The organism is Streptomyces sp. NPDC001153 (assembly GCF_053598315.1).
Genome location: NZ_JBSFJZ010000010.1, coordinates 226,555 through 238,529, shown reverse-complemented (window position 1 = coordinate 238,529; position 11,975 = coordinate 226,555). Strand labels below are relative to the sequence as shown.

Here is an 11,975-nt window from a genome sequence, read left to right as displayed (position 1 = left end):
CTGTTTCTTGGGTGCGGCCCGGCGCGTCACCGGGGGCGCGGGGGGGCCTGGGCGCGGGGGGGGGTGTGGGTGCAACGCGCGGCCCCCGGGGGGGAGTTCCCGCGGGGCGCCGCTTTTCTGGTGGTCTGTCAGGCCTTGCGTGCCCGCGTCGTCTTCTTCGCGGTAGCCGCCTTCTTCGTGACCGCGTCGGCCTTCTTGCTAGCCGTGTTGTTGGCCTTGGCCGTCACCGTCTTCTTCGCCGCCGTCTTCGCGGCGGCCGTCCTCTTGGCCGTGCCCGCCCGTGGCACCTTCACCGGTTCCGCGTCGCTGATGCGGTCGGCGCCGAGGATCTCGCGCAGGAACTTGCCGGTGTGGCTGGCCGGCACCCCGGCGACCTCCTCGGGCGTGCCCTCGGCGACCACGAGGCCGCCGCCGGCGCCGCCTTCCGGACCCATGTCGACGATCCAGTCGGCGGTCTTGATCACGTCGAGGTTGTGCTCGATGACGATCACCGTGTTGCCCTTGTCGACCAGGCCACCGAGGACCGTCAGCAGCTTGCTGATGTCCTCGAAGTGCAGACCGGTGGTCGGCTCGTCCAGGACGTAGACAGTGCGTCCGGTGGATCGCTTCTGCAGCTCGCTGGCCAGCTTCACGCGCTGGGCCTCACCTCCGGAGAGCGTGGTGGCGGACTGGCCGAGGCGGACGTAGCCGAGACCGACGTCCTTCAGCGTCCTCAGGTGCCGGGAGATGGCCGGGACGGCCTCGAAGAAGTCGGTGGCCTCCTCGATCGGCATGTTCAGCACGTCGGCGATGGACTTGCCCTTGTAGTGGACCTCCAGGGTCTCCCGGTTGTACCGGGCTCCGTGGCAGACCTCGCACGGGACGTAGACGTCCGGGAGGAAGTTCATCTCGATCTTGATGGTGCCGTCACCCGCGCAGTTCTCGCAGCGGCCGCCCTTGACGTTGAAGGAGAAGCGACCGGGCAGGTAGCCGCGGACCTTCGCCTCGGTGGTCTCGGCGAACAGCTTGCGGATGTGATCGAAGACACCGGTGTACGTCGCGGGGTTGGACCGCGGAGTGCGGCCGATCGGCGACTGGTCGACGTGCACGACCTTGTCGACCAGGTCGTCGCCGTCCACGCGCGTGTGCCGTCCGGGGACGTTCCTCGCGCCGTTCAGCTCGCGGGCCAGGTGCGTGTACAGGATGTCGTTGACCAGCGTCGACTTGCCGGATCCGGAGACGCCCGTGACGGCCGTGAACACACCCAGCGGGAAGGACACGTCGATGTCCTGCAGGTTGTTCTCACGGGCGCCGTGCACGGTCAGCTTGCGGGACGGGTCGCGGGGACGGCGGATGTCCGGAAGCGGGATCGCCTTGCGGCCAGAGAGGTACGCGCCGGTCTGCGACTCGGTGTTGGCGAGCAGCTCCTTCAGGGAGCCGCTGTGCACGACCTTGCCGCCGTGTTCACCGGCACCGGGGCCGATGTCCACGACCCAGTCGGCGACCTTGATGGTGTCCTCGTCGTGCTCCACGACGATGAGCGTGTTGCCCATGTCGCGCAGCCGGACCAGGGTCTCGATCAGCCGGTGGTTGTCCCGCTGGTGCAGGCCGATGGACGGTTCGTCCAGCACGTACAGGACGCCGACGAGGCCGGAGCCGATCTGGGTGGCCAGGCGGATGCGCTGGGCCTCGCCGCCGGAGAGCGTGCCGGCCGCACGGTTCAGCGAGAGGTAGTCGAGGCCGACGTCGACCAGGAAGCGCAGTCGCTCGTTGACCTCCTTCAGCACCCGCTCGGCGATCTTCTTGTCCCGGGCGCTCAGCCTCAGCTGGCCCAGGAAGTCCGCGCAGTCGCTGATCGACATCGCGGAGACCTCGGCGATCGACTTCTCCATGATCGTGACCGCGAGGACGATCGGCTTCAGGCGCGTGCCCTCGCAGGAGGGGCACGGGACCTCGCGCATGTAGCCCTCGAAGCGCTCGCGGCTGGCGTCGCTCTCGGATTCGCTGTGACGGCGCTTGACGAACGGCACCGCGCCCTCGAAGGGCGTGGTGTACACGCGCTCCCGGCCGTACCGGTTGCGGTAGCGGACCTCGATCTGGGTCTTGTGGCCGTGGAGCAGGGCCTTCTTCGCGCGCTGCGGCAGGCCCGCGAACGGGATGTCCGTGCGGAAGCCGAGCGCGTCCGCGAGGGCACCGATCAGGCGGCCGAAGTAGTCCTTGGTGTGCCCGTGCGACCAGGGGTGGATGGCGCCCTCGTCCAGGGTTTTTTCCTCGTCCGGGACGATCAGCTCGGGGTCGACCTCCATGCGGGTGCCGATGCCGGTGCAGTCGGGGCAGGCGCCGAAGGGCGAGTTGAAGGAGAAGGAGCGGGGCTCCAGTTCCTCGAAGGACAGGTCGTCGTACGGGCAGTACAGGTGCTCGGAGTACATGCGCTCGCGCTCGGGGTCGTCCTCGGGGAGGTCGACGAAGTCGAGCACGATCATGCCGCCGGACAGGCCGAGGGCGGTCTCCACGGAGTCGGTGAGGCGGCGCTTGGCCGACTCCTTCACCGTGAGGCGGTCCACGACCACCTCGATGGTGTGCTTCTCCTGCTTCTTCAGCGCCGGCGGCTCGGACAGCTGGATGGTCTGCCCGTCGACGCGCGCGCGGGAGTAGCCCTTGGTCTGCAGGTCGGCGAAGAGATCGACGAACTCGCCCTTGCGCTCGCGCACGAGCGGCGACAGCACCTGGAAGCGGCTCCCCTCCGGCAGCTCCAGGACCCTGTCGACGATGGCCTGCGGCGACTGGCGGGAGATCGGTCGGCCGCACTCGGGACAGTGCGGCTTGCCGATGCGCGCGAAGAGCAGACGCAGATAGTCGTAGACCTCGGTGATGGTGCCGACCGTCGAGCGCGGGTTGCGCGAGGTCGACTTCTGGTCGATGGAGACCGCCGGGGACAGGCCCTCGATGAAGTCGACATCCGGCTTGTCCATCTGGCCGAGGAACTGCCGGGCGTACGAGGAGAGCGACTCCACGTAGCGCCGCTGGCCCTCGGCGAAGATCGTGTCGAAGGCCAGGGAGGACTTGCCCGACCCGGACAGGCCCGTGAAGACGATGAGCGAGTCACGCGGCAGGTCGAGCGAGACGTTTTTCAGGTTGTGCTCGCGCGCGCCACGGACGATGAGACGGTCGGCCACGCCGGTCCGCACCTTTCTTGAGAGAAGTGACAGGGGCGGGGCCCCCGTGCTTCTTCAGACTAGGGGGAGCCACTGACAACGCCGGTCGGATTGCCCGGGTTGCATAACAACCCCCGGCCATCCAGCATGCCCGACGCCGCCTTCGACGATATAGCACGTGCTTTCGATTTGCGGGCGAGGTTCACCACCTTCACCCAAAGGTGTGGCCGGACTAATGTCAGGCCCATGATTGATCACGCTCATGACCTGGCATGTGTACGTGACGCGACCGAGCGGCTCCTCACCGCGGTCGCCGAACTGGACAACGCGTCGCTCGCCGAGCCGTCACGGCTTCCGGGGTGGAGCCGCGGGCACGTCCTGGCCCACCTCGCCCGCAACGCGGACGCGCTCGTGAACGTTCTCGAGGGCCGGCCCATGTACGCGAGCGCCGAGGCGCGGGACGCCGACATCGAGCGCGACGCCCCGCGCCCCCTCGACGCCCAGCTCACCGACCTGCGGGAGAGCGCGGCCCGCTTCCAGACGGTGGGGGACGCCCCGGCGGACTGGTCGCGCACGGTGGAGCTGCGCAACGGGGTCACCGACTCGGCGTCGCGGGTGCCGTTCCGGCGGTGGGTCGAGGTCGAGCTGCACCACGTCGATCTCGGCATCGGGTACGAGCTGGAGGATCTTCCGGCCGAGTTCACGGAACGGGAGATCGACTTCCTGGCGGAGCGCTTCGCCGGACACAAAGAGGTGCCCTCGACGAGTCTGACCGCCGGTGACGGCCGGTCCTGGACCACGGGCGGCGGAGCGGAGGGCGGCCCTGTCGCGGTCGAGGGTACGGCCGCGGACCTGCTGGGCTGGCTCGCCGGGCGGCGCGACGGCTCCGGCCTGACGACGAAGGGCGCGCTGCCGAAGCTGCCGCCCTTGTAGGTCAGCTACGGTCCGTCGGCCCTCCCCCGCTATAGGCTGATCACCATGACGTACACCGGAGAGGTCAGGGTCGGCGGACCGGCGGATGTGCACGAGCTGAAAGACCTCATGATCACGAAGATCGCGGTCGGCCCGATGGACAACAACGCCTACCTGCTGCGCTGCCGGGCCACCGACGAGCAGCTCCTGATCGACGCCGCCAATGAGGCGGAGGCACTTCTCGGCATGATCGGTGACGACGGCATCGCGTCCGTCGTCACCACGCATCAGCACGGCGACCACTGGCAGGCGCTCGCCGAGGTCGTCGCGGCCACGGGCGCGCGTACGTATGCCGGCCGCGAGGACGCCCCCGGCATCCCCGTGCCCACCGATGTCCCCGTGGACGACGGCGACGTGATCCGGGTGGGACGGGTGGAGCTCACCGCGCGGCACCTCGTCGGGCACACCCCGGGTTCGATCGCGCTGGTCTACGACGACCCGCACGGTCATCCGCATGTCTTCACCGGCGACTGCCTCTTCCCGGGCGGCGTCGGTAACACGCGCAAGGATCCGAAGGCCTTCGCCAGCCTGATCCACGACGTGGAGACGAAGATCTTCGACGTGCTGCCCGATGAGACCTGGGTCTATCCCGGGCACGGCAACGACACGACCCTGGGCGCGGAGCGGCCGCATCTGCCGGAGTGGCACGCGCGCGGGTGGTGAGCGCCGGGCGCCCTTCTCATCCGAGCGTCGCGCACGGCTCTCGCCGCGCGCCCCGTGTGAATGTTTCACACACGCCGGGGGCGCGTACGCGCTCCCCGCACGCCCTGTCACGCGGTCCACTGGTGACAACCCCGCAGAGGATGACGGCTCCTCTGCGGCAGGGCCGCCGGTCTCCAACCCCGCCCTCGGCCGGCGGCCCAGGCCAACGGCCCGCGTCGTGCGGGACGTTCACACAGCCGCAACACCCGTTCCCAGTATGCGGACAGTTGTGGTCGTGACCTGGACAAACGCGGGGTTCGCTGCCAATCTCCCGCCATGTACCCAGCGCCTCGCGTCCTGCGCCGTGCGGCAGCCGCCGCCACCGTAGCCCTGCTCGCCACCGCCGTCGGCTGTGCTCCGCAACCCGAGGACAAGGCGTCGGCCGCTCCCTCCGGCTCGGCAGCGAAGAGCTGCGCCAAGGGCGCGTTGGCCACCAAGACGTCCGGAAAGCTGACGATCGCGACGGACGAACCGGCGTACGAGCCCTGGTTCCAGGACGACAAGCCCGCGAACGGCAAGGGCTTCGAGTCGGCGGTCGCCTACGCCGTGGCCCGGCAGCTGGGTTACGGCAACAGCGCGGTCGTATGGCAGAGCGTGCCGTTCAACAAGGCGTTCGCGCCCGGCGTGAAGAGCTTCGACTTCGACATCAACCAGGTGTCGATCAGCTCCGAGCGCAAGAAGGCCGTCGACTTCTCCTCCGGCTACTACGACGTGCGCCAGGCTGTCATCGCGCTGAAGGGCAGCAAGGCCGCCAAGGCGACGAGCATCGCGGACCTGAAGGACCTCAAGCTGGGCGCCCAGGTGGGCACGACGAGTCTCAACTACATCAGCGACGTGGTGAAGCCGTCGCAGGAGGCGGCCGCGTACTCCAAGAACGACCAGGCCATCTCCGCGCTCAAGAACGGCCAGGTGGACGCCATCGTCACCGATCTGCCGACCGCCTTCTACGTGACCTCGGCCCAGGTGACCAATGCCAGGATCGTCGGGCAGTTCGAGAACCAGGGCGGCACTCCCGAGCAGTTCGGGCTCGTCCTCGACAAGGGCAGCGGCCTCACGTCGTGCGTGACGTCGGCCGTGGACGCCCTGCGCAAGGACGGCACGCTGGCGAAGCTGGAGAAGCAGTGGTTGTCCGACGCCGTCGACGCTCCGGTGCTCAAGTGACCGTCATGCAGGAGGAGTCGGGGGAGGACTCCGGCAAGGACGATGTGCGCGACGGGTACGTCCCGTCCGAGCGACGGCTGCGGCGCGAGCGCCACAAGCGCGCGCGTGCCCGTCGCGCGACAGCCATCGCCGCCCTGTCGACGCTGGTCACCGGCGTCGTCCTCTACCTGGTCGTCGTCAACGCGCCCGGCTGGCCGCGCACCGAGGAGACCTTCTTCGACGCGCAGTACGCGCGCGAGGCCTTCCCCAAGGTCCTCGAAGGGCTGTGGCTCAACGTCCGGCTGCTGCTGATCTGCGGCGTGCTGGTCCTCGTCCTGGGCATGCTGATCGCCATCGCCCGCACCCTGCCCGGGGCCGTGTTCTTCCCCCTGCGGGTGCTGGCGGCCGCGTACACGGACTTCTTCCGCGGTCTGCCGCTGATCATCAACCTGATGCTCGTGGTCTTCGGGGTGCCCGCTCTGCGCCTCCAGGGCGTGACCGTCGATCCCGTCCTGCTCGGTGGTACGGCGCTGACACTGACGTACTCCGCTTACGTCGCCGAGGTGTTCCGCGCCGGCATCGAGTCCGTGCACCCCTCGCAGCGCGCCGCGGCCCGCTCACTGGGGCTGACCAACCGTCAGGCGCTGCGGTATGTGGTGCTCCCCCAGGCCGTACGCCGTCAGGTGCCGCCCCTGCTGAACGACCTCGTGTCGCTCCAGAAGGACACCGGGCTCGTGTCGATCGGCGGCGCGGTCGACGCCGTACGGGCGGCCGACATCATCGCCCAGCGCAGCCTCAACTACACGCCGTACATCGTCGCGGGCCTCGTCTTCGTCGCACTGACCATTCCGATGACCCGCTTCACGGACTGGATGACGGCCCGGATGGACCGGCAGCGGGCCCAAGGAGGATCGCTATGAGCGACGCACTCGCGCCCGTGCTGCGCATGGAGTCCGTCCGCAAGACCTTCGGCGGCTCCGTGGTGCTGCGGGACGTCGGCCTGGAGGTCGCCCCGCACACGGTGACCGCGCTGATCGGCGCCTCCGGCTCGGGCAAGTCCACGCTGCTGCGCTGCGCCAACCTCCTGGAGGAGATCGACGACGGCGCGATCTGGCTGGACGGCGAGGAGATCACCGACCCCCGCGTCGACCAGGACGCGGTCCGGCGCCGGATCGGCGTGGTCTTCCAGGCGTACAACCTCTTCCCGCACATGACCGTGCTGGACAACATCACGCTGGCGCCCCGCCGGGTGCACGGCGTCTCCCGGGCGGAGGCCGAGGAACGGGCCAGGGGCCTGCTGGAGCGCCTCGGACTGGGTGCGAAGGCGGATGCCTATCCGGACCGGCTCAGCGGCGGTCAGCAGCAGCGTGTGGCGATCGTACGGGCGCTCGCCGTACGGCCCCGGCTGTTGCTGCTGGACGAGATCACGGCGGCGCTCGACCCCGAACTCGTGGGCGAGGTGCTGGAGGTGGTCCGGGACCTGAAGGACGACGGCATGACCATGGTGCTGGCGACGCACGAGATGGGCTTCGCGCGGGACGTCGCCGACCAGGTTTGTTTCCTGGACGGTGGCGTCGTGCTGGAGCGCGGCACGGCCGAGCAGGTCTTCGGCGACCCGCAGCAGGAGCGCACGCGGCGTTTCCTGCGGCGGATCGTGGAGGCGGGCCGGCTGTGACGGCCCCCGACTACGCCACGGCCTAGGCCTCGGCCTGGACCGCGCCCACCAGGGCGGCGACCCGCTCCACACCGAACACGTAGCCCTGCACTCCGCATCCGGCGATCACCCCGTCGGCGCGCAGGGAGACGTAGGAGTGGTGCCGGAACGATTCGCGCTGGTGGATGTTCGAGATGTGCACCTCCAGCACGGGCATGCCGTCGCAGGTGTTGAGTGCGTCCAGAATGGCGACCGACGTGTGGGAGTAGGCACCGGGGTTGATGACGATCCCGCAGTGGTTCAGGCGCGCCTCGTGGATCCAGTCGACCAACTGACCCTCGTGGTTGGACTGCCGGAAGTCCACGGTGCCGCCGTGCGCGGCCGCGGCCTTGGCGCACATCGCCTCGACATCGGCCAGGGTGTCCCTCCCGTAGATCTCGGGCTGGCGCTGGCCGAGCAGGTTCAGGTTGGGCCCGTTGAGGATCATGATCGGGGCGTTGGCCAGGGTGCGGGGCACGTTTCCTCCGGTCCGTTCGGGGCGGTACGTCGACGACCGCCGCTCGCACCCGGTCTATCACGGTGGCCGGAATGCAGGGCGGGCCGCGCGCCAGGGCCTCGGCGCACGCCACGGTCGCCTCGCTCGCGCCTCCGCGCGCCCCGTAACTGTTGATCACGGTAGGTGGTTGACGCGGCATGCAGCCTGTACGTGCCGTGAGCGCTCCTTCGATGCCGAGACTCGCCGCCGCGTCCCTGGCGGGGACCGCGATCGAGTTCTACGACTTCTTCGTCTACGGAACCGCGGCGGCCCTGGTCCTGGGTCCGCTGTTCTTCCCGACGTTCTCGCCGGTCGCGGGGACCCTGGCGGCGTTCGTGACCTTCGGGGTGGGATTCGTCGCCCGGCCGCTGGGCTCGGTGGCGTTCGGGCACCTCGGCGACCGGCACGGACGGCGGCCCGTGCTCGTCGCCTCACTGCTGCTCACGGGCGCCTCGACCGTCGCGGTGGGCTGTGTGCCGTCGTACGGGACGATCGGCGTCGCCGCACCCCTGTTGCTGCTCGTGCTGCGCTTCCTGCAGGGGCTCGGGCTCGGCGGCGAATGGGGCGGAGCGGTGCTGCTGACCGCCGAGCACGCGCCGGCCGCGCGACGCGCCCTGTGGTCGAGTTTCCCTCAAGTCGGGCCCGCGGTGGGCTTCGTGCTCGCCAACGGGGTGATGCTCGCGCTGTCGGCGGTGCTGTCCGACGCGGAGTTCGCGCGGTGGGGCTGGCGGGTGCCGTTCTGGGTCGCCGGTGCACCGGCGCTCGCCGGGCTGTGGCTGCGCTCGTCGCTCGCCGAGAGCCCTCGGTTCCTGGAAATCGACGACCACGCGCGCGTGCCGTTCGTCGAGGTCGTTCGGCATCACGGGCGGCTCGTGCTGCTGACGGCCGGCGCCCTGGCCATCGGGTACGCGGTGTTCTACGCGGTGACGACCTGGTCGCTGGCGTACGCCACGGAACGGCTCGGGGTGAGCCGGACGGTGATGCTGAGCTGTGTCATGGCCGCGGTGGTCGTGAAGGGGGCCCTCACGCCCTTGGTGGCGCTGCTCGGCGACCGCTATGGGCGGCGGCCGATGTGTCTGACGGGGTGCACGGCCTGCGTGCTGTGGATGCTCCCGATGGTGGCACTGCTGGCCACCGGCCGACCGCTGCTGATGTTCCTCGGCATCCTGGGCGCGTTGCTCGCCTTCGTCACCATGTTCGCGGTCATCGCCGCATACCTCCCGGAACTGTACGATGCGCGGGTCCGCTGCACGGGCGCCGCTGTGGGCTACAACCTCGGCGGGGTCCTCGGCGGCGCGCTCACCCCCATCGTGGCCACGGCGCTCGCGGAGCAGAGCGGGCGTGTGCCCTGGGCCGTGGGCGTGTATCTGACGGGCATCGGGCTCATCAGCCTGGTGTGCTTCGCGCTGCTTCCGGAGACGCGGCCGGTGCCCGTGCCGGCGGTGGAGCCGGCGACGGGTTGACCTTGACCGGCCGGTATACGGGACGACGGCGACCGGCTGCAGGCCTCCCGCAGAGGGACCGTACGGTCGGGCTCGCTACGGATTGACGGCCAACTCCAGATAGGCCGCGAAGACCACCAGGTGGACACCGCCCTGCAGGGGCGTGGCCCGTCCCGGCACCACTGTCAGGGAGCTGACCACGATGGTCAGCGCGAGCAGCAGCATGTGTGTGGAGCCGAGGCCGAGGATGAGCGGTCCGGAGAGCCAGATGGAGGCGAGGGCGACGGCCGGGATGGTCAGGCCGATGCTCGCAATGGCCGAGCCGAGTGCGAGGTTGAGGCTGGTCTGCACCCGGTCGCGGCGTGCGGCGCGCAGCGCGGCGATCGTCTCGGGCAACAGGACGAGCAGGGCGATGATCACACCGACGACGGCGTGGTGCAGGCCGGCCGCCTCCACACCCGACTCGATGGTGGGCGACACCCCCTTGGCCAGGCCGACCACGCCGACCAGAGCCAGCCCGAGCAGACCGAGGCTGAGCCAGGCGCTGCGCGCGGATGGTGGCCGGGCGTGGTCGTCGGCGGTGATGACCTCGCCCTGCCGGGTGATCGGCAGGAAGTAGTCGCGGTGGCGCACGGTCTGGGTGGCCACGAAGAGTCCGTAAAGGATCAGTGAGGACAGCGCGGCGAAGGTCAGCTGCACCGAGGAGAACTCGGGTCCGGGCTTGCTGGTGGTGAAGGTCGGCAGCACCAGGCTGAGGGTGGCGAGCGTCGCCACGGTCGCCAGGGCGGCGCCGGTGCCCTCGGGGTTGAAGACGGCGGTGCCGTGCCGCAGGGAGGCGACGAGCAGACAGAGCCCGACGATGCCGTTGCAGGCGATCATCACGGCGGCGAAGACGGTGTCCCTGGCCAGGGTGGAGCTCTTGGCGCCGCCGTCCGCCATGAGGGTGACGATCAGGGCCACCTCGATGATCGTGACGGCGATGGCGAGCACCAGGGAGCCGAAGGGTTCGCCGACGCGGTGGGCGACGACCTCGGCGTGGTGGACGGCCGCCAGGACGGAGCCGGCGAGCACCAGGGTCATCAGCGCGACGACCGCGCCCGGCAGATTTCGGCCCCAGGTGAAGACCAGGAGGACGACCGCGAGAACGGGCACGAGGATCGTCCATTGCCAGGTGAGCGCCCGGAGCCGAGTGATCATGCGGCGATGGTCGCAGAGACCTACATAATTCGCATTCCGTTCTTTCCCGATATTTCTCGTCCTTTCCCTTTCCGCTGCAGGGCCCGGCAGCGGTGGGAGCGGGTGCCTCTTTCACACGGTCCCGCTCCCGCCCCGGCCGCACCTGCCGTCGGCTTGGTCAGGCGTCGACGCTGTCCTTCGGAGCGGCTTGACCGCCCCCGTGCGCCGCCTCGACGGCGGCCTGCTTCCCGGTGGCCATCAGGCTGGTGACGGTCGTGACGACCAGGACCGCGCAGATCACGCCGAGCGAGACCGGGATGCTGATCTCGGGGACGTGGACGCCGGACTCGTACAGGGCGTGCAGCACCAGCTTGACGCCGATGAAGCCGAGGATGACCGACAGGCCGTACGAGAGGTGGACCAGCTTCTTCAGCAGGCCGCCGATGAGGAAGTACAGCTGTCGCAGGCCCATGAGGGCGAACGCGTTGGCGGTGAAGACGATGTACGGGTCCTGGGTCAGACCGAAGATCGCGGGGATGGAGTCCAGAGCGAACAGGACGTCCGTGGTGCCGATGGCGAGCATCACGACCAGCATCGGGGTCATGACCCGATGGCCGTTCTGCCGGATCCACAGCTTGGTGCCGTGGTACCGGTCGGCCACACCGAACTTGCGTTCCGCGGCCTTCAGAAGCTTGTTCTCCTCGTACTCCTCGTCCTCCTCGTCCGCGCGCGCCTCCCGGATGAGCTTCCAGGCGGTCCAGATCAGGAAGGCGCCGAAGAGGTAGAAGATCCAGGCGAAGCCGGCGATGATCGCGGCTCCCGCGGCGATGAAGACGGCCCGCAGGACCAGGGCTATGAGTACGCCGACGAGCAGGACGCGCTGCTGGTACTGGGCCGGCACCGCGAACTTCGCCATGATCAGGACGAAGACGAAGAGGTTGTCGACGCTCAGCGACTTCTCGGTGATGAATCCCGCGAAGAACTCGCCGGCCGGCTGTCCGCCGCCGAAGACGAGGAGACCGAGACCGAACAGCCCGGCCAGGGCGATCCAGACAACGGTCCAGATACCGGCCTCCTTGATCGACACCTCATGGGGCTTGCGCCCGATGAGGAAATCGACCGCGATCAGGGCGGCGAGGCCCGCGACGGTCAGGACCCACAGGGTCATGGAGACTTCCACTGCACCTCCGGCATTACGTAACGGCAAACACGTCAGCGTC

The 11,975-nt window shown here is 69.4% G+C and carries 10 protein-coding genes; 6 read left to right on the top strand and 4 right to left on the bottom strand.

From position 1 onward, the window contains the following. Positions 1–128: 128 nt before the first annotated feature. Entirely contained in the window at positions 129–3,155 is a 3,027-nt protein-coding gene (gene uvrA / locus ACWDEN_RS14410; protein ID WP_351619089.1) for an excinuclease ABC subunit UvrA, read from the bottom strand. A 225-nt stretch (positions 3,156–3,380) separates the two neighbouring features. Here uvrA and ACWDEN_RS14405 point away from each other — a divergent pair, with 225 nt between their 5' ends. The 5 genes from ACWDEN_RS14405 to ACWDEN_RS14385 all read left to right on the top strand — a co-directional run bounded on the left by ACWDEN_RS14405 (position 3,381) and on the right by ACWDEN_RS14385 (position 7,623). Next, positions 3,381–4,067, top strand: a complete 687-nt coding sequence (locus ACWDEN_RS14405; RefSeq protein WP_450859120.1) for a maleylpyruvate isomerase family mycothiol-dependent enzyme — start codon at positions 3,381–3,383, stop codon at positions 4,065–4,067. Positions 4,068–4,112: 45 nt separating this feature from the next. Beyond that, positions 4,113–4,769, top strand: a complete 657-nt coding sequence (locus ACWDEN_RS14400) for an MBL fold metallo-hydrolase (RefSeq protein ID WP_450859118.1) — start codon at positions 4,113–4,115, stop codon at positions 4,767–4,769. Positions 4,770–5,084: 315 nt separating this feature from the next. Beyond that, positions 5,085–5,969 carry an ABC transporter substrate-binding protein gene (locus ACWDEN_RS14395; protein ID WP_450859116.1) on the top strand — a complete coding sequence of 295 codons (885 nt, stop codon included), beginning with the start codon at positions 5,085–5,087 and terminating at the stop codon, positions 5,967–5,969. Then, on the top strand, positions 5,966–6,868 hold the full coding sequence (locus ACWDEN_RS14390; RefSeq protein ID WP_450859114.1) for an amino acid ABC transporter permease: 903 nt from the start codon (positions 5,966–5,968) through the stop codon (positions 6,866–6,868). Before ACWDEN_RS14395 ends, ACWDEN_RS14390 begins: the two co-directional genes overlap by 4 nt. Beyond that, positions 6,865–7,623 (top strand): amino acid ABC transporter ATP-binding protein, encoded by a 759-nt coding sequence (locus ACWDEN_RS14385; RefSeq protein ID WP_351619075.1) that lies wholly within the window; start codon positions 6,865–6,867, stop codon positions 7,621–7,623. The genes ACWDEN_RS14390 and ACWDEN_RS14385 overlap by 4 nt, the downstream gene beginning before the upstream one ends. A 22-nt stretch (positions 7,624–7,645) precedes the next feature. Here ACWDEN_RS14385 and aroQ read toward each other — a convergent pair whose 3' ends face one another. Then, positions 7,646–8,119, bottom strand: coding sequence for a type II 3-dehydroquinate dehydratase (gene aroQ, locus ACWDEN_RS14380; RefSeq protein ID WP_351619071.1), 474 nt, complete (start codon positions 8,117–8,119; stop codon positions 7,646–7,648). Positions 8,120–8,328: 209 nt separating this feature from the next. Between aroQ and ACWDEN_RS14375 the strand changes: the two genes are divergently transcribed. Then, positions 8,329–9,600: an MFS transporter gene (locus ACWDEN_RS14375; RefSeq protein ID WP_450859131.1), complete on the top strand. Its 1,272-nt coding sequence runs from the start codon at positions 8,329–8,331 to the stop codon at positions 9,598–9,600. Positions 9,601–9,675: 75 nt separating this feature from the next. Here ACWDEN_RS14375 and ACWDEN_RS14370 read toward each other — a convergent pair whose 3' ends face one another. After that, a complete protein-coding gene (locus ACWDEN_RS14370) occupies positions 9,676–10,776 on the bottom strand; it encodes a calcium:proton antiporter (protein ID WP_351619068.1) in 1,101 nt (366 codons plus the stop codon). 157 nt (positions 10,777–10,933) lie between these two features. Continuing rightward, positions 10,934–11,935 (bottom strand): TerC/Alx family metal homeostasis membrane protein, encoded by a 1,002-nt coding sequence (locus tag ACWDEN_RS14365; RefSeq protein WP_351619065.1) that lies wholly within the window; start codon positions 11,933–11,935, stop codon positions 10,934–10,936. Positions 11,936–11,975 lie beyond the last annotated feature (40 nt).